Annotated in this window: 17 protein-coding genes; 3 read left to right on the top strand and 14 right to left on the bottom strand. The window is 46.0% G+C overall.

Annotated elements, in window-relative coordinates:
• Nucleotides 1-80: 80 nt before the first annotated feature.
• The 6 genes from BTA31_RS06670 to BTA31_RS06695 form a co-directional block, all read right to left on the bottom strand.
• The gene (locus BTA31_RS06670; RefSeq protein WP_076790110.1) at nt 81-1,844 is read right to left on the bottom strand and encodes a glycoside hydrolase family 13 protein; all 1,764 of its coding nucleotides are present in this window, start codon (nt 1,842-1,844) and stop codon (nt 81-83) included.
• A gap of 116 nt (nt 1,845-1,960) precedes the next feature.
• Nucleotides 1,961-2,911, bottom strand: a complete 951-nt coding sequence (locus BTA31_RS06675) for a LacI family DNA-binding transcriptional regulator (protein WP_076790116.1) — start codon at nt 2,909-2,911, stop codon at nt 1,961-1,963.
• Nucleotides 2,912-3,078: 167 nt separating this feature from the next.
• Nucleotides 3,079-4,617 (bottom strand): alpha-amylase, encoded by a 1,539-nt coding sequence (gene amyS / locus BTA31_RS06680; protein WP_076790119.1) that lies wholly within the window; start codon nt 4,615-4,617, stop codon nt 3,079-3,081.
• A gap of 128 nt (nt 4,618-4,745) precedes the next feature.
• A complete protein-coding gene (locus BTA31_RS06685; protein ID WP_076790123.1) occupies nt 4,746-6,125 on the bottom strand; it encodes a polysaccharide deacetylase family protein in 1,380 nt (459 codons plus the stop codon).
• A gap of 70 nt (nt 6,126-6,195) precedes the next feature.
• The gene (locus BTA31_RS06690) at nt 6,196-6,873 is read right to left on the bottom strand and encodes a DUF3298 and DUF4163 domain-containing protein (protein ID WP_076790127.1); all 678 of its coding nucleotides are present in this window, start codon (nt 6,871-6,873) and stop codon (nt 6,196-6,198) included.
• A 276-nt stretch (nt 6,874-7,149) separates the two neighbouring features.
• Nucleotides 7,150-8,097: a helix-turn-helix transcriptional regulator gene (locus BTA31_RS06695; RefSeq protein ID WP_076790134.1), complete on the bottom strand. Its 948-nt coding sequence runs from the start codon at nt 8,095-8,097 to the stop codon at nt 7,150-7,152.
• A 94-nt stretch (nt 8,098-8,191) separates the two neighbouring features.
• Between BTA31_RS06695 and BTA31_RS06700 the strand changes: the two genes are divergently transcribed.
• Together BTA31_RS06700 and BTA31_RS23685 are read left to right on the top strand one after the other, a co-directional pair.
• Nucleotides 8,192-8,617, top strand: coding sequence for a VOC family protein (locus BTA31_RS06700; RefSeq protein ID WP_043928101.1), 426 nt, complete (start codon nt 8,192-8,194; stop codon nt 8,615-8,617).
• A 281-nt stretch (nt 8,618-8,898) separates the two neighbouring features.
• Complete coding sequence (locus tag BTA31_RS23685; protein ID WP_003179417.1) at nt 8,899-8,985, top strand: putative holin-like toxin; 87 nt, start codon at nt 8,899-8,901, stop codon at nt 8,983-8,985.
• A gap of 352 nt (nt 8,986-9,337) precedes the next feature.
• Here the strand turns inward: BTA31_RS23685 and ftsW are convergent, their stop codons facing one another.
• The 4 genes from ftsW to BTA31_RS06720 all read right to left on the bottom strand — a co-directional run bounded on the left by ftsW (nt 9,338) and on the right by BTA31_RS06720 (nt 13,127).
• Complete coding sequence (gene ftsW / locus BTA31_RS06705) at nt 9,338-10,486, bottom strand: putative lipid II flippase FtsW (RefSeq protein ID WP_076790138.1); 1,149 nt, start codon at nt 10,484-10,486, stop codon at nt 9,338-9,340.
• Nucleotides 10,483-11,640, bottom strand: a complete 1,158-nt coding sequence (gene rodA, locus BTA31_RS06710; RefSeq protein ID WP_076790142.1) for a rod shape-determining protein RodA — start codon at nt 11,638-11,640, stop codon at nt 10,483-10,485. The genes ftsW and rodA overlap by 4 nt, the downstream gene beginning before the upstream one ends.
• A gap of 15 nt (nt 11,641-11,655) precedes the next feature.
• Nucleotides 11,656-12,300: a helix-turn-helix domain-containing protein gene (locus tag BTA31_RS06715; RefSeq protein WP_076790144.1), complete on the bottom strand. Its 645-nt coding sequence runs from the start codon at nt 12,298-12,300 to the stop codon at nt 11,656-11,658.
• Between the two features lie 194 nt (nt 12,301-12,494).
• Nucleotides 12,495-13,127 carry a homoserine/threonine efflux transporter gene (locus tag BTA31_RS06720; protein WP_076790147.1) on the bottom strand — a complete coding sequence of 211 codons (633 nt, stop codon included), beginning with the start codon at nt 13,125-13,127 and terminating at the stop codon, nt 12,495-12,497.
• Nucleotides 13,128-13,274: 147 nt separating this feature from the next.
• Here BTA31_RS06720 and BTA31_RS06725 point away from each other — a divergent pair, with 147 nt between their 5' ends.
• Nucleotides 13,275-14,102 carry a TrmB family transcriptional regulator gene (locus BTA31_RS06725; RefSeq protein WP_076790149.1) on the top strand — a complete coding sequence of 276 codons (828 nt, stop codon included), beginning with the start codon at nt 13,275-13,277 and terminating at the stop codon, nt 14,100-14,102.
• A 235-nt stretch (nt 14,103-14,337) separates the two neighbouring features.
• Here BTA31_RS06725 and BTA31_RS06730 read toward each other — a convergent pair whose 3' ends face one another.
• The 4 genes from BTA31_RS06730 to BTA31_RS06745 all read right to left on the bottom strand — a co-directional run bounded on the left by BTA31_RS06730 (nt 14,338) and on the right by BTA31_RS06745 (nt 18,455).
• The gene (locus BTA31_RS06730) at nt 14,338-15,393 is read right to left on the bottom strand and encodes an LLM class flavin-dependent oxidoreductase (protein ID WP_076790151.1); all 1,056 of its coding nucleotides are present in this window, start codon (nt 15,391-15,393) and stop codon (nt 14,338-14,340) included.
• 273 nt (nt 15,394-15,666) lie between these two features.
• Nucleotides 15,667-16,641 carry an SPFH domain-containing protein gene (locus BTA31_RS06735; RefSeq protein ID WP_076790154.1) on the bottom strand — a complete coding sequence of 325 codons (975 nt, stop codon included), beginning with the start codon at nt 16,639-16,641 and terminating at the stop codon, nt 15,667-15,669.
• A gap of 21 nt (nt 16,642-16,662) precedes the next feature.
• The gene (locus BTA31_RS06740) at nt 16,663-17,430 is read right to left on the bottom strand and encodes a TPM domain-containing protein (protein WP_076790156.1); all 768 of its coding nucleotides are present in this window, start codon (nt 17,428-17,430) and stop codon (nt 16,663-16,665) included.
• Nucleotides 17,430-18,455, bottom strand: a complete 1,026-nt coding sequence (locus BTA31_RS06745) for a TFIIB-type zinc ribbon-containing protein (RefSeq protein WP_076790160.1) — start codon at nt 18,453-18,455, stop codon at nt 17,430-17,432. The genes BTA31_RS06740 and BTA31_RS06745 overlap by 1 nt, the downstream gene beginning before the upstream one ends.

Below are 18,455 nucleotides of genomic sequence, written 5' to 3' on the forward strand. Positions count from 1 at the left end.
CTATCTTAGAATCTGAGACAATTGTAATCCTCGATAGAAAGCGGTTACAATAGTTTAAATTCTGTTACCGGTAACAGAATTTAAACCGCCCCCAAAATGAAAAAACCGCCTGGCTGTATGTCGACCGCATCATCATGATGGAGCGCTTCTTCCGACCACGCATCATATATTCTTTTGTCGCTTGCAATCTTCAAATCATGCAATCTGACACGGCGCACCTCGCTGCCCTGGTGGAAGAAGTAGATCAACTCTTTTCCTTCATGTGTTCGAGAAAAACTGACAAAATCGTTTTCGTCGTCAACCAGCCTCCACTCGAGCGCTCCATATGTCAATACATCATTTTCTTGTTTTCGCAAAGCGATCAGCCGTTTCATAAATGTGAGCATCTCTTGATTCTGTTTCTCTTCTTCCCAAACCATGCACTTCCGGCACAATGGGTCATCCCCGCCGTCCAGCCCGATTTCGGTTCCGTAATAAATGCACGGCGAGCCTGTCTGAGCAAACATGAATGCCAAAAGAGAGCGCACCTTTTTGTCATCTCCTCCGCATCTTGTCAAAATCCGCTTCGTGTCATGACTGTCCAGCAAATTAAACATCACCTCATTGACCTGCTTCATCCCGCTCATGAGATGCGAATTGATGCGGCTCGCCATTTGCGAAGCTGAAATCGATCCGTCTGCAAAATAGTCAATCATCGGTTCTGTGAACGGGTAGTTCATAACCGAATGAAATTCGTCTCCTCTAAGCCACGGATCAGCCTGATGCCAGATTTCGCCCAATATAAAAATGTCGGGCTTTTCTGCAGTAACGGCTTGACGGAACTTCTTCCAAAACGCATGATCGACTTCATTCGCCACATCCAAACGCCAGCCGTCGATATCAAATTCGCGTATCCAGTACAGCGCGATATCAAGTAAATAAGCCTGAACTTCCGGGTTGGCGGTATTGAGCTTCGGCATCTCGGGCGTAAACGCAAATGTATCGTAGCCGCCTTCTTTAACAGGGAAAGAATGAACATGAAACCAGTCTTTATAACGGGACTTTTCACCGTTTTTGACGACATCCTGCCACTCTCGCGAAGCGCTGCCGATGTGATTAAAAACAGCGTCAAGCATGATCTTCATTCCCCGCTCGTGAAGCCGGCTGACCAGCGTGCGAAAGAGTTCCTCATCGCCAAAATGCGGATCGATGGAGCAATAGTCCAATGTATCGTATTTATGATTGGAAGGCGCGGCAAAGATCGGCGTCAAATAGATGCCGCCCACCCCCAAGTCTTTCAAATAGTCCAGCTTGTCCATAATCCCCTGCAAATCCCCTCCGAAAAAATCGTGCACCTCGGGATCTTTGCTTCCCCATGGCAAAGCGTTTTCCGGAGACAAATCTTCCCGCCCGCTGGCAAAGCGCTCCGGAAAAATTTGATACCAGACGGTTGATTTGACCCAGTCAGGTGCATCAAACGTATCTGCCTCATGAACAAACGGAAATTTAAAACAGTGCTTGCCCGTATCCGCCGTTTTCCCGGCAAACGGACATGCACCATTGCTTCCGTAAAAAGTGTCTTGCTCATCAGTGCCTGTAAGGATAAACCCGTATTGCAGACGCCTGAATGGAGGCACCACTTCGGCAAACCAGTAATCATGCGTGCTTGTTGCGGCAATTTTCGCCATCGCAAGCTCGTTCGCATTCCATGTGCCGCCGGTGTATTCGTAAGGATCGCCCCAAATGAAGCGGACGTGATCGGCATCATCCTTTTTTGTACGGATTTTGATGTGCAATGTCCGTCCATCGTAAGAATAGGCATCAGAGCTGAAAGGCTGGTGATGTATCGCTGCATATTCCATCATGTTTCCCCCTTTTTGGTTGTCCGGCTGTGATGAACCGGCTTTTATTCTGAAATTATCATGACGGCATAACAGGAACAATCATTTTCAGCTTGTTAACGGTAACAGAATGAGACGCCTTACAAAGTCGATTCGCGGACAATAAGCTCCGGCTCAAAAAATTGATTGCCTTGCGGCGCTCCGGCTTCATTGATTTTTTTCAGCAGGATTCTCGCGCAAGCCTCTCCCATTTCAACAACAGGCTGTCTGATCGTTGTCAGGCGAGGCGAAGCGATCCGGTCGAGAAACACCCCGTCATAGCCGGTGACCGCGACATCTTCCGGAATTCTTTTGCCGAGCGATTGCACCGCGCGAATGACCCCGAGCGCGATGCGGTCGGAAGCGCAAACCACCGCTGCCGGTGCATCAAGGGATGCCAGCACTTCCCGCGCGCGTGCTTCACTTTTTTTTGAACTGTTGTCCATCCGGAAAATCGCCGGTTTTTTCAGACTGCCTTCCATCGCCTGAAGATAGCCATTTTCCCTTGACCGTTCAAAGGGCTCATCCAAATCGATTCCAAAAAAGACAACATTGCGGACGCCCAGCCCAATGACATGACGTGTTGCCATATAGGCTCCTTTTTCATTGTTAACATCAATAAAATCGTAGCCCATTTCATTTTGGCCGAATACAACGACAGGCTTTTCAAATACTTTGATCAGCCCTTCAAAATCGGCTTTTCTCAACCCCGTCGCAATAATGCCGTCGCACTGGCCGATATTGAGAGATTTCCTTGTGACAAGCTGTAAAGCATAATGATGACGGTCCAGCTCGCGGCTGATTCCCGTTAACAGGTTCATATAATAAGGTTCTGTCGTATCCATTTCTTCCAGTATGAGCAGCTTGACGACCTGTGTTCTGTTTTGAACGAGCGCTCTTGCTGCATAGTTCGGTATATAATTGAGCTCCTTCATTGCGGAATGAACAAGCTTTTTCAATTCATCCGTCACAGTCTCAGGATGATTGATCACCCGCGATACTGTCATTTTCGACACATTTGCTTTCTTTGCTACATCAGATAACGTTGCCATTTCATCCCCGCCTTACTTATGCGATTCAAACTGTCAGCAAGTCCTTTTTAGGTCTGATGACACCTTGTTAAAATTAATTATAAGATGTAATCAAAGAAATTTTATAAGAAGGAGAAAATAAAAAAAACGGATTTCCTTTAGAAAATCCGTCCTATCACTGTATACTTCTATCTTTGAACATAAATCGAAACCGCCCCGCCGTTTACGTGAAACTCTCCCCAGCCTTCCGAATTGATGACAACCGGCTCCGAACGGTTTCCGGTGATGTCATGCCATGTCTCACCGGCGTTTTGCCGGCCGACATACATTCGTTTTGTCCCGCCGGGTCCGTCTGTTATTAACGCCGCCAAACCGGAATTTGCAACCGAGCTGTCGCCTTCCCTCGTCCAGCCGACAATGTCATGATGGTCGAAATAATCATGCTGTACTCCGTACGCATATTGTTTTCGCGCTTTTAAAATCGGTTCGATTTTGTGTTTCAGGGCAGGAATTTCGCGCTGCGAGGCTCCTTTCGTCCCGTACATATCCCCGTAGAAAACCTGCGGGTAACCTGATTCTCTTGTCAAAATGAAAGCGTAAGCGAGCGGCTTAAACCATGTTTGGACAGTCGACTCAAGCGATTGCCCCGGCTGTGTATCATGGTTATCGACAAATGTAACCGCTTTCAACAGATGCTTGGAAACGACCGTTCCGTTCAGCAATTTCCTCATATCATAGCCGCCTCCCTGTGTCGATGCAGCATGAAACTGATAATGAAGCGGCACGTCAAACACTGAATGATTAAAGTTTGTTTTGTTCAAATAGTTTTCCAGCGCGCCCAAGTCATTCTGCCAATATTCGGCTACCGTAAACATTTCCTTCCCCGTTTTTTCCCTGACATGATGGACCCAATCCCGCAAAAAAGAAAATTTAATGTGTTTGACGGCATCAAGGCGGAATCCGTCCAATTGCAGCTCATTGGCATACCACGTTCCCCATCTCTTTATTTCTGCCGCGACATCAGGATGATCATAATCGATGTCGGCATACATCAAGTAATCATAGTTGCCGTTTTCATTGGAAACTTCCCAATCCCATGCCTTTCCTTGAAACTTATAGATGCGGTTCAGTTTACGGGACTCGTCCCAATCGGTTCCGTCAAAATGGTACCAATGCCATTTGAAATTGCTGTATGTGCTGCCGCGCCCCGGGAAATGAAAAAGTGTCCACGCTTTGATTCGCTGTTCTCCTGAAATGACGCGGTTGCGGTCGGCGGGATCGACTTCAACAGCGGTTACATCTTCGGTCGCATCAGCGCCGCCTTTGTGGTTGATGACCACATCGCCGTAAACGTTGATGTCCCGGGAATGAAGACTGTTGATCGCAGATTGCAGCTCTCCCTTTGTGCCGTACTTTGTCCGAACCGTCCCTTTTTGATGAAACTCCCCTAAATCATACAGATCGTAAGCGCCGTAGCCCACATCGTCTTGGCTCGTTCCCTTATATGCCGGGGGAATCCAGACGGCAGTAATACCGTGTTCAGCCAAATATGCCGAGTCGTTTTGTAAGCGTTTCCAATGTTGGCCGTCATTCGGCATGTACCACTCAAAATACTGCATCAGCGTCCCATTAAGACTTGCCCCCGCTGCTGCAGAGTGAGGCAGCAAGAAGATGAGCGCAAATAACAGCGGCAGCAATCGGGCATAAAGCCGTTTGTATTGTTTCATGATTCTCCTCCCCTTTCAATGTGAAACATATGCTATTGTATAAATATTTGGAATTTTTAACAAATACCATTTTCCCTATATTTTCTTGCAAAAGAAAAGCGCCGATATGGCGCTTTCTTCTCATTTATTCAATATCCTCTCTGTTTCTTCACTTCTTCAAGCTGAGATACAGTTACCAATTGATAGCCTTTTGCTTTCAGCTTTTTGATAATCTCTTCAGCCGCTTCTGCGGACGTTGAATAAATATCGTGCATTAAGACAATTTTTCCGTCTCCCGCATGGCTCATGATATGATTGACAATCTTTTGTTTATTTCTGTACTTCCAATCTTCCGGATCAACATCCCACAACGAGATCTTCAGATTTGAAAGCGAGCGGACGGAATCATTGATCCCGCCGTATGGAGGGCGCAAGTGTACAGGCAGGTGTCCGCTGATTTTTTCGATCATTTCTTGCGTGTCGTTAATTTCCTTATACGCTTTTTCATTTGACAGCCTTGTCAATAACGGATGGTCCCAGGAATGGTTGCCGACTTCGTTTCCTTCCTTCAGCATCCGTTTTATCGTTTCGGGATAATATTGAGCTCTGCTTCCAAGCACGAAGAAGGTCGCATGCCCTTCATGCTTCTGTAAAGCGTTTAATATTTTATTTGTTGTAGTGGGGTTCGGGCCGTCATCAAATGTGAGAGCAATCACTTTTTCATCAGGATTTATTTTCGCTTGTTTCGGAAGCGGAACAGGCTTCTGCTCAGGTTTTGCCTGAAGACGATTCTTTTTCATATCCTGATATCGGTCTTTTAAAATATCTTTTACCCAATCTTTTTTTATTTTTACAGACTGCTCAAGACCGGTTTGTTTTTTCTCAAAATAAAATTCCACTTCGTTTTCAAGGAGCGCGAAGCGGCTGAAATGTTCTTCCTGAGGGCTTGTCCCTTCTTTTAATAAAGCCATGTCAGCAGACGGATTCCGATTTTTCAATTCCTGATAGGCAATGCTTGAAATCCTGTTCAGAAAATCTGAATTCTCTTCAAACAGGTCTTGAAGGGACAGCAGCTTTTTCTGTTTTAAATCAGCGTTAAACGTCTTGACAGACGTTGTACCCGAAACGCCGCCGGCATCTATGTATTGATTCAGCACCACACTGGCCGTATCTTTTGTGTAATAGACAACCTTATATTTGATGTTCAGTTCAAAAGGCCCGTCTTCATCCTGAGCCCGTGCCTTTGCGTTATCCTCTTTAAAAGCGGCCAATTCTTGATTCACATGAGCTTTTATTTGTTCATCGATTTCTTTTATGTGAAACACCGGATAGTGGATGGCATACCTCTCTTGTTTGCTGTCGCTGACCATGGATTCGACACCGAGGCCGGATTGGCCGCGATCTTTTTTTGGTTGAGGGGGCTCTTGACTGTTGCTTGACACCTTATTGTAAGAGTACCCCGCTACACCTATTAATATTGTTAAAAAAATCAACATTTTAACCCAGCGAAATGATGGTTTGCCAGACATTGCTGCTCACTCTCCTGTTTCATGACTTGCTCTCTCTGTTTCTATTACGAATATTGGATCTAATACCGGGCTAATATAAAAGCGTCGACGGAAGCTTTATTTCCTGGTTTCCGGCCGCATACGGGGCGATATCATACTGCTGAAATACGATTGAAATTCCGCTGCTTGTATAATAGAAAGCCGTATGTTCATCCAAGCGGATATCGCTCTTATTAAGATCTGAATAAAACTGCTCCGGATGTTCGTTGATATAGTTGAAAATATAGTTTTTTGCCTTTTCGATTTTCGCCTGATTGTTTAATACGTCAGTCAGCACGACTTGTTTATGCTTGTCAAAGTCAAAGTTGTAGGATGTAACGGTGTACATGCCGTGCGCACCGCCGGAGAACTGATAGTCATAGATTAAAAAGCTCAGTTTGCCTTCCTCGTTGTATTTGACTTTGTAGGACGTTTCATAAACGTTTTCGTCATCCTTATCCTTCTTTTCGGCATCTTTAACGATTTTTTGAAATTCTTTATAGGAGTTTTTTAAATGAAGTTTTACCGCATCGTTGGCCAGCTGGGCATCTTCTTCCTTCAAATCGCTGAATACCGGAAAAGAAAGCGAACTGATGTCTTTGTAATATTCCGTGTGAACCGCGGCTTTTCTATTTTGTGAAGCGTTTATTTGAGATGTTCCTTTATTGATGATAAATAGCAGCGATGCTGTGAGTACAAGGAATCCTAAAATAGCCATCGCTTTTTTCATAAGCATGCTCCTTTGTCAATCTTCTTTTAAACTCGTAACATATCATTTTTCTTTGTAACACAAATGTAATATTAATATCATATTTGTAATGATACTCACTTTTAATTCTGACGTCAACTTTTTTGGGTAAAAATTTCTTCTGACGGCAAAAATAAGACACTCTCGATTCCTGAGAGTGTCTTTAACGGGGTGATGAAGGAGATGTGCAACTTCACGCGTTTTTACGAGGCTTTAAATGCAGAAAAACGCAGGCTGCGGTATACCGGAGCCTTCATTTCAGTCGTATTGTTTCAGCATATCGGATAATGTCCGCCTCATCCTTTCGATTAATTCGGAAGGCTTCTGAATAACCGCTTCCCGGCCGAATGAAATGAAATAATCCGCAAAAAAATCAATATCCTTCGGCGCGATTTCGCCTTTCAGCACGCCGGACCCGTCTTCTCTTACATGCAGTTCAAGGTGCGGCCATTTGAGTGAACCGTGCCGCTCTACTCCCTTTTTTGTCAGCTCGGCGGATAATTCCAATGTCTCCTTTGGCCGGGACAAAGCCGAAAAACGGTTCTTTAAATTGAGACCGGACAAATCAATCGGAGCCATATGTTCATCAAGCTCGGCCCACTTGATCCGGTCGCACCTGAAGATGCGGTAATCCTTTCTTAAAAAACAGTAAGCCGGGCAATACCACTTCCCTTGATTGGCATAGATTCCGATCGGCTGAATGTTCCTCTTGCTTGCTGCGCCATTTGCTTCATATTCGATGATCAACACCTTTTGCTGAACGGCCGCCTCAAGCAGCACCTTTAAAACCGGAATGTCGTCTTTTTGCTCATAAGGCGTATAAAAAGCAACACGGTCCTTCATACTGTCAATCGCATCCCGGATATCTCCTGAAAGATTTAAATAAAATTTCTTTTTGATGGATTCGTACTGGGCGTCAAACGGCAGGGATATATAATGCTTCAGTGCATCGATCGCAAAGAAGATGGCGATCGCTTCGTTCTCACTGAAGGCGATGGGAGGAAGTATCCTTTCATTTAACACCTGATATCCTCCGTGGGGACCGGTTTCAGAATAGAGGGGCACCCCCATTTCGCTGAGCTCTTGCAAATCCCTTAAAACCGTTCTCTTGGAAACCCCGAATTCCCGCGCCAGCTCCCCGACCGTAAATCGTTTTTTCCGGTTTACCAGCATGATCATTTCATTCAATCGTTTCGCTTTAGACATGAAAACCTCCAATCATTTTTTAACCATGACATAAGCTGTCACCATTATAATATACAATCTCCTTAGATCAACAAAAAAAGGAGATGTTCCCCCTATGAAAACGCAATTCACACCTTATATCCTGATGAATGGAAGAGCAAAGGAAGCGATTGATTATTACCGTGATGTACTCGATGCCGAAGTAAAGTTCAGTCAGACGATTGGTGAAGGCCCCGCAGATGAGGCGGCGAATTTTAAGGAAGACGAATTGGATTTCATCGCACACGCCGTTTTGACAATCGGCGACGCCGTCCTGATGGTCGCCGACGTCATTCCTGAACTGCCTTTCCAAAGCGGAAACCAATTGTCCATTTGCGTAACGGCAGCTGATGTTTCGTCGGCCAAGCGGCTGTTCGGCAAGCTGAGCGAGCGAGGCGAGGTCAAGCTTGAGCTGAAGGAAACTTATTTCAGTCCCGCATACGGCATTGTCACTGATCCGTTCGGCGTTACCTTCCAGATTTTTGCCGCGCGTCCCGCATAAATGAACAAGATATTTCAAACAGGCCGGGTTTAATGAACCGGCCTGTTTTGCACTAGATCAGCTGCAGAAGAATGAGCAGGGTTCCGGCTAAGAAAAAACAGCATTTACTCAGTTTGACCGCAGAACGTTTTAAGAAAACTGCGGTTTTTCAAATTTACTTGTCAACGGGCATTTGTGGAAACAGCTCTACTTTTTGGTATAATAAGGGTTGGCAACAGTTCGGTTCTATATAAGGGCGGTCGGCTCACCCTCCATCTCTTGGAGAGAAAGGGGGTGAGCATGTGACAGTATCAGAGGCCTTGCAACTCATGGTGTCTTTCGGCATTCTTGTAGTGGCAATTCTGTCATCTAACGACAAAAAAAAGTAAGATCGCCCTTGATTCCCACACCAAGACGATCTTACTTTTTAATTGGGATCTAAAAATAGAGCCGACTCCTTTTTATGGAGCCTCTCTGTTGCTTCCGGGAGATGTTGCCGCATCTTCCGGTCTTTTTTAGTTTATGCATTCATATAAAGAGATTATTCTGTTTCACATCTTGAATATATCACGATTTCCTTTATTTATCAATATGAATGCGTTTATATGGATAAAAACGCGTCACCGTCAAATACGATATGAGAAGATATATTCCTGATGACAGGATCATCTGGTCAATTGTACAATTGTAACTTTAAGCTGAAATTTAAAATTCTCCACTTCAAAATTTGGAAAAAGCCCTCTACAAAAGAAAGGTCTCATCCTTTTTAACTCCCCGCTTAACATGTGAGGAGAGGTTGACCAATATCCCGGCTGACATCAGCATGAACATTAACGAAGAACCTCCGTAGCTGACAAACGGAAGAGGAATTCCGGTAATGGGAAGAAGGCCGAAAACAGCGCCCAGGTTAAATAACGCTTGAATCATAATCTGGAAAGTAAGCCCGACTGCCAGCAACTTTCCAAACGGATCATCGATTTGCGCAGCGATCCGAACGCCTCTGAACATGATCAACAGGTAGGCCCCGATGATCATCAACAGCCCGATACCGCCGAGTTCTTCGGTGATGACCGCCATGATAAAGTCCGTATGGGCTTCAGGAAGAAATCCCAGCTTTTGAACGCTGTTCCCCAATCCATTCCCCAATAAACCGCCCGAATCAATGGCAAGGTACGAATTGATCAACTGGTAGCCGTCTCCGTTTTCATTTTGAAAAGGATCGCTGAACGATGTCAGCCTTTTTAACCGGTACGGCGCTGTCATAGCAAAATATGCGATGCCCGCCCCTGCCATTGTTCCGAGAAGCAGCAAGTGCCGTATTCTGAGGCCGGCGCACAACAGAACCGCTCCGCAGCTTAACAGGATCGAAACAGCAGTCCCCAAGTCGGGCTGTTTTAAAATCAAAAAAAACACAGCGGCCAAAATCAGCAGCGGCGGCATGACGCCCTTTCCGAAATCGGCGATGTATCTCTGCTTTTTTGCATACACATAGGCGAAATAAATAACCATCACAAGCTTCACAGCCTCAGACGGCTGAATCATGAGCGAACCGAATTGAATCCACCTTTGGGAATTGTTTTTCTCCATCCCGATTCCCGGCAGCAAAACGAGAATCAGCAGCAAAAAAGAAATCTTCACCAAAAACCGGATGAGTTTGCTGTAAGCTTTGTAAGGAAAAAAGACGGCAGCTGAAAAAAAGGTTAAACCGATGAGCAGCCACTGCAGCTGCTTCATAAAAAAATAGCTGCCATCATGATACTTCATATATCCGAGGGGGTAGCCGGCACTGTATACCATCAGCAAGCCAAACACGGATAAAAACAGAACCGCGGCAATCAATACATAATCCAGTTTCTTTAGATGGGAAAGAATCATTTTGAACACCTTCATCCCCAATCATTCCCAAACATATAATGTTTAGATCTGATATTCACACTGAAAACGAGACCTAAAGCGATCATGTTGGTCAGCAGCGCGCTGCCGCCATAGCTGATAAACGGAAGAGCGAGCCCCGTGATCGGCATTAACCCGATCGTCATCCCGATATTTTGGAACACTTGGAATACAATCAACCCCGCAACCCCCGCACATATATAAAGACCGAACAGACTGTTGGACGAGATCGCAATCCTAATGATTCTGTAGATCATCAAAAAATACAGACAGACTAATGTGACGGCACCCAAAAAACCGAATTCTTCCCCAATCACAGCGAAAATAAAATCGGTATGAGCCTCCGGAATTTTCCCTCCCTGAACTTGGATTCCGTGAGTAAAGCCGCTTCCTGACATCTGGCCCGATCCGATCCCCAATAACGCCTGCGTCAGCTGGTATCCATATGTAGAGGCATGTTCATGGGGACTGAGCCAGCCGTATATCCGGTCAAGCTGGTGAGGCTTAATAATCTTTGAAAAAATCTCAAAGTAATGATTGTGCAAATATGTCAAAAAGGCGACCAATGCCATGAATCCAAGTGACAGGGACATGATCATCCTGCCCGAAATCCCCGAGACCAGCATCAACGTGAATGCGATCGATAAAATCACCAATGCGGACCCTAAATCAGGCTGAACCAATATGAAGAAAAACGGAATTACCGTGTACATCATGATTTTCCCCGTCGGCATGATGCTCTCGGTGAAGGAGAAACTTTTATGCTGATATTGATTGAGTATCGAAGCCAGCAGAAGAATCAAAATGATCTTCATAAATTCTGAAGGCTGGATTTCGATGACCCCGAAGCTGATCCACCTTTGCGAACCGTTTTTGTAAGTTCCAAAAAAATGAACGAGAATCAAAAGAAAAACGGCTCCCACAAATAAACGAAGCGCCAATCGTTCAAGCAGCTCGTAGTCGATGTAGGCCGTTCCCGCCATGACGCCAAACCCGACAAGATACCAAAAGACCTGCCGTTTGGCAAAATAAAAAGGGTCCTGTGTTTCATACTGGCCCGACCCGCTGTAAACGGCCAGCAGACTGATGATAAACAAACAAAATAGAATGAGCAGCAGACTGATGTCAATGTTGATATGCTTTCTTTTCATCTTGAACATGCTCCATCATGATTTATGCGTCAGCTGGTTGAAAACGAAATGAACCGCTGCGGCATCATCAATATAGCCGATCGGAAAAATATAATCCGGTATGACATCAACAGAAACGATGAAATACAGCAAAGCGCCGCCCATCAGCAGCAATTCACGCGGCGTCCCCCGCCCCGAGGTAAATCTGCTGTACATGTCGTGCAAACGGGTCAGAAAAGGACCAATGCCTGCGACTTTCTCGACCTTAGATTCAAACTCAGCCATAATGGTGCGCTTTCCTTCCTCCGTCTGAGAATATTGTTCGTACTCATTCAATTTGTTTTTCAGTTCTTCCATGGTAAAGGACCGATCATAGACATTTGAGGTTTGCAAAACATCTTCAATTTCGGCAACTGACGAGTGAATATCCTGACGTTCGCTTTCCCGCGCCTTCTCCATCGCATAGCCGGCCGCTGTCATCAGCTCATCAAAAGAAACGCCGAGGCTTTCAGAAAACCTTTGCAAATGGTTCAGGTTTGCTTTTCTTTTGCCATTCATGATTCTTGAGATGGTTGCTTTATCGATTTGAGCGCGTTCGCTCAATTCTCTTAAAGATAATGACCTTTTTCGCAAATGCTCTTTCAGCAACGCTCCCAGCTGATTTTTCTTTTGTTCACCCACGAGCTTTTCTCCTCTCACACTAAAAATGTATCAATCTATCAGCCAAAAGACCAAGTCGGTATAAATATATAGAATTGTTGTCAAAATGTCAACGAATAACCATAGCACTCTTATTTCATCTAGTATTTTCTATCAAATAATCGTTGACAAATAAACAAAAAAAGTGAGCCAAAGCGCTCACTCGTTCTCCAATATCAATCTAAACCCGTTTTAACGCCAAATCCGACAAGCACCAGACCCGCAGCTTTTTGAAAGATCTTCTGGAATTTCACGCTTCTCAGCCATTTCTTTGCGAAATCGATCAAATATACGAGGATGAGGAACCAAAACACAGCAAGAAAAGTAAGGATTAAAGCGAGGATGATCAACTGCTGGTTAACGCTTTCTCTTAAGTTAATAAATTGAGGCATAATCGTGATATAGACCAAAACAGTTTTCGGATTCAGAACGTTGCTGAACAATCCTTGCATAAACGAATCCCTGTAATGCCGGCTTGATGAGTTTTCGGTTTTCTTCTTCTCGGCTTGTAAGTCCTCCAAAGAAAACATTTTTTTCGCGAAAAAGCTTTTAATGCCTAAATATATTAAATAGGCCGCCCCCAAGTATTTGATCGTATTGAACAGAATCACCGACTTCGCAATCACCACCGCTAAGCCGAGAACGGCAATCAGCGTCCAGAAAGAAAGCCCCGTCGCCAACCCGAGAACATTGCAGCGCCCGGCGTTCGGACCGTATCGAAGCGTGTTTTTCACCACAAGCATCGTATCAGCTCCGGGTATCACCACCATCATGGCGGCAATCGATATGTATGACAGCAGGCTATCCATCAGGTGTCTCCCCCCATACTGATTTTTATATAGTGACTACTTGAGTAACCACTTATAAAAAGTGTATCAGCGGACTTGAAATAAATCAATACATCCAGCAAAATATGAGTGACAAAGGTAGCGACTCTTGTTGAAGCTGGAGGGCTTATGAAGAAAAACATATTAGACGTACTGAAAAACCTGAATTTCACCGAGTATGAGTCGAAAGCATACTTGGCGCTCTTGGAAGAATCTCCGCTGACAGGCTATGCGGTGGCAAAAAAATCGGGTGTTCCCCGCTCGAAAATATACGAAGTGCTGGAGAGCCTCGTGATCCGCGGCGATATTTTCGTCAGCTACGGCAACACACCGCAATACATTCCCGTACCCGCCAAGGAACTGATTAAAAACCGGCGGATGAAAGCGGAAGAGACTTTTGAACAGGCAGAAAAACATTTCGAGAAGTTTGAGCGCACTGCAAATGACCGGGAAAATATTTGGAACATCACCGGACGAAGCGAGATTCTTGATAAAGTAAAGGCGTGTATATCATCAGCCGGGAAAAGGATTCTCCTGGAAATTTGGAAAGAGGATTTTCCTGAATTGGAGCCGGAACTCAAAGAGGCCGCAAAAAAAGGCGTCATCGTCACCATCATTGCGTACGGGGACATTGAAGCTGACTTCGCCAATGTCTATCTCCATGACAGCAGCACGCAAATTACAGAAGAGTACGACGGACGCTGGCTCGTATTCAGCGTCGACGATTCGGAAGTCGTGGCCGGCATTGTCTCCCACGGGAAAGACAGCCGCGCAGCCTGGACGATGCATGTAGGCCTGGTGATGCCGATTACCGAAGTGATGATTCATGATTTGTACCTGATGGAAATCATGGAGAAGCACAGAGAGGTATTGGAGGAAAGTTTCGGCGAAAACCTGATCCATTTGCGCCGTAAATTTTCGATTCATCCGGATTTCAAAAAGCATTATATGAAATAAAAGGCCCGCGCAAAGCGCGGGCCTCAGAATTGTTGACAAAATCCCAAAACTGCTCTTAGTTTTGGGATTTTGTCATCCTTTCAGCGTGATTGAAAACCCTTGCAGTCTAGGAAGGCCGAGCATCGGAAGCTGACTTTCACAGGATGTGATGACGGCGGCGCTCAGGCAGGACGCCTGAGCGGTTAGCCGCCGATCCTTCTCCTATTCGTGAGCACCGACGCGCGGGCCTTTTATGTTATGACCTTTCAGATGCCTCCCAGCGGGACACTTCTTCCCTGACGAGCGGCGCCGTTTTTGTTCCAAAAAGTTCAATCGCCTTCATGACATCTTCGTGCGGCATCGAACCGACCGGAACGTGAAGCAAAAATCGAGTGATCCCGACATTCTTGCGCAGATGAATAATTTTTTCCGCCACCGTCTCGGGATCGCCTACATAGAGCGCCCCTTCAAAGCTTCTGGCTGCATCGAAGCTCGACCGGCTGTACGGCCCCCAGCCCCGCTCCCTTGCGAGCGTATTCATGGCCTGCTGGGTGGATGGGAAAAACCGATCGGCGGCCGTCTCGGTATCCTCTGCAATAAAGCCGTGGGAATGGGAAGCGACAGTCAGCTTTGAGGCATCATGCCCGGCATGTTCCGCCGCTTTATAATAAAGCTCAACAAGCGGAGCAAACTGCTGCGGACTCCCGCCGATGATGGCGAGAACCAGCGGCAGGCCGAGCAGGCCGGCGCGAACGACGGATTCCTGGTTTCCGCCGCTTCCGATCCATACAGGCAGCGGATTCTGCACAGGGCGCGGATACACGCCTGTATTTTGAATAGCCGGACGATGCTTGCCGCTCCATGTGACCCTTTCCGACTTTTGCAACTCAAGCAGCAAATCAAGCTTTTCTTCAAAGAGCTCATTATAATCGTCTAAATCATATCCAAACAGCGGAAAGGATTCGATGAAAGACCCGCGGCCCGCCATGATTTCCGCCCTGCCGTTTGAAATCCCGTCGAGCGTCGCAAAATCCTGAAAAACACGGACAGGATCAGCCGACGACAGCACGGTGACCGCGCTCGTTAATCTGATGCGCTTCGTCTGTGCAGCCGCTGCGGCCAGGACGACGGCAGGAGAAGAAGCTGCGTAATCTTGGCGATGATGCTCTCCTACTCCGAATACATCCAAGCCTACCTGATCGGCAAGGACGATCTCCTCCACTACTTCACGCAGCCGCTCTGCATGGCTGATGACTTTTCCGGTTTTGATATCAGGGGTCGTTTCTACAAAGGTGCTGATGCCTAATTCCATGTCGCTTTTCCTCCAGGTTGTTTCCTTTAATTATTTTGTACATCCTTGATTGATGTATGCCGCATTCTTTTCATCCGACATTCACATTGTTATATATAGAATACGGCGGGCGCTCTGATCATGCAATTGATCCGACTTGCGCAACAGGATCAGCTTCTGCTCCGTCTGTTTTCCAGCTTGGTCTGCCGGTGATCGTGCCGGTAGTGAAAACACTCATTCACAAAGAAGATACCAACTTTGCTGGTATCTTCTTTCTTAAATCGACCCCTTCGCTTACACAAGCTTCTGCCCGCAGTTCGGACAGAAGTTGGCTTCGCCCGTTTTCGTTCCGCAGTTCGGACAGAAGTTCGGCTTTGCCGCTGGCTGCGGCGCGCTTGGGGGCGTCTGTGTCTGTCCCTGCTGATTTTGGTTCATCTGATTCATCATTTGGTTCGCTACGTTCATCCCCATCATCATGCCGGCCATATCAGATGCGGCACCGCCGCCTGTCATCTTTCCTGAAGCCATGCCGTCTGTCATGGAAATCTGCTGATATCTGTTCAGATCGCCGACCATGCCGTGGGATGCGTTTTTCGTGATCATATCCTGGATTTCTTTCGGATAATTGAAACTCATAATGTTAAAGCCTGTTATCGTCATACCGTCGCTGATAATCTCCATATCAAGGTCTTCCCTGATCCCTTTTGCGATATCAAAGGCGTTGGCTTGAAGGTTGAACATATCTTTTCCTTCTTTTGTGATCCACTTCATCAGAAGCTGATCAAGAATGGATGTGATCCGTATTTTGATATCTTCCACAACATACTGATCTTTCACACCGGCAATTTTATCGATTAATGCGACATAATCATTCACCTTAAAGTTAAATGTGCCGTTCGCCCTGATCGGCATGCCGCCCGGAAGTCCTGCAGCCGGGATATTGATGGCATTCTTCGTCCCCCACTTGACGGTAAACTCCTTCGTGTTGACAAACAGAACTTCGGCGCGCATCCCGCTGTTAAAGCCAAATTTAAAACCTTTTAAAGTAGATAAAAAAGGAATAATTTCGGATTCGATATCATAGTCGCCTTCATCTTGGAAAATGCCTTCGATTTTTCCATTGTTTAAAAAGACGGCATCCTGACCGGGGCGAATGATCAGCCGGCTCCCCTTTTTGATTTCGCGGTTGTTCCATTTATAGAAAATCATATCATCGCGAAATTCATCCCACTCTACTACATTTGCAAATTGATTTTTAAAAAACACCATTTAAGCTCTTCCTTTCCCTTTCTAAAAGCTTCCCCGGCTGCCGCTGTGCGAATGTCCTCCGCTCGTCGTTCCGCCGCCAGAGCTTTTATTATTGGACGGTTTTCTCTGTTTTGTGACGGTCGTTCTGATGTACTCGTCATTCTTTCTGATCACTCCGGATGTATCACCGTTCATATAAGTGCTTGCACTTACGGTCACTTTGCCGCCTGAATTGTATTTCATGATGACGACGGCAATTGCCGCGATGACTGCCGACACAAGCAATTGAAACCACGTCTTAAAAAAAATGCTGTCCGCCCACGGTTTCTTCTCCATATCATCATACGCCGCTTTCATAAACATTTCGAATGCGGCCTCGTAATGGTTGTCAGATATATCCGGCGTAATTTTTTCTCTAATTTTGTCCAGCCTGGCGTCATTCAAATATTCTTCAGCCTTTTTAAAGCCGGCAAGATAGACTTCTCTATGCTCCATATCAACCGTTAACACGGCTGCATTTCCGTGCTTCTTCTGATAGCCGGGCGCTTTTTCGTCATAGAAGTCCTCCGCATACCTCTTCACATCGCGGCCGTTTGTATCATTGGTTGTCACAATGATAAAGTCGGTTTCCCGTTCGGCGCCCAATTTGGCTGCCAGCGTCTCCAGCTTCTCGATTTCCTGTTTGGTCAGAAGCCCGGCTTCATCATAAATATACCGCTTCTGTTCAGAGGCTGCCGCACCGGAGGCTATAGGGATGAAGACAAGGAAAATCATACATAAGATCATTGCACTTCTCAATACACTTCTCATCACGCCCCGCCTCCCATCACAGCAGCGATGATTTTCCAGACCGCAAATATGAAGACGGCCAGTCCGCTGAACCACATCTTTTCTTTAAATGAGCTGATCGGCGGCTTGCCGACGACTTTTCCCGTTTGTCCGTTCATGGCAAAAATGTAATCCTTCTGTTTGTAGTTGTAATTGACCATCCAGACGGGCAAAAGCACATAAAAGCTTTTCATTTTCTGCGTATCGACGTGTTTCGTTTTCACATCGACTGAGCTGTATCCGGATAGGGTGGAATCGATATATGACTCGATGTAGCCGCTGATTTTGCTTTTCGCCCGCGGAAAAAGCTCTTCATCATCGTAATTATATTTTTCAGCGATGTAGCCTGCCAAATAGGCCGTTTTAAAATCTTTCAGCTGATCATACGGATAGGGCTCCAATTTGTCCATCAATTCATCGTTCATCTTTTCTGATGCATCCACCGGGACTTTGATGTAGTCGAGATTGATATCGCGAAACGCATCATAATGTTCGGTCTTCGTGTAGATGTAATCGCCCTGTGTATACCTATGTACCTTTGTGCAGCGGGCGCTGACCTGAACTTTGCTGTTTAAATCGTACATCCAGAAAGGGACATACATGCCTGTAATGCTTTTAATCCGGTCAGCCGACATAAAGCCCTTTGGTGTTAACAGCCCTTTTCTGCACCACTTGCGAAACGCGTCTGCCGCTTCCTCTTTGCTGATTGTAAAAGGAATGACCTTTGCCGGAGCAAGGTTTCCGGACAGGCGGTCGGCGATCACTGCCGCTCCTCCGCAAAAGCTGCAGGATGTAGCCGTCGTTTCTTTTTCAGTGATCAAAATAGCGCCGCAGTTTTGGCAATGATATTCTGTTGCTTCATCTTCAGTAAATCTCGCTGTTTTCAATTCTTCCGGAATGTTTTCAATCTTGTCCTGTCTCCCGCAGCTCCGGCAGGCGAGCGCGCCCGATTCAGCGGCAAAGGCCATGTCATCCCCGCAGCCCGGACATTTATAAGAAATCACCAT

Origin of the sequence: Bacillus haynesii, assembly GCF_001969855.1 — a bacterium.
Classification (GTDB): Bacteria; Bacillota; Bacilli; order Bacillales; family Bacillaceae; genus Bacillus; species Bacillus haynesii.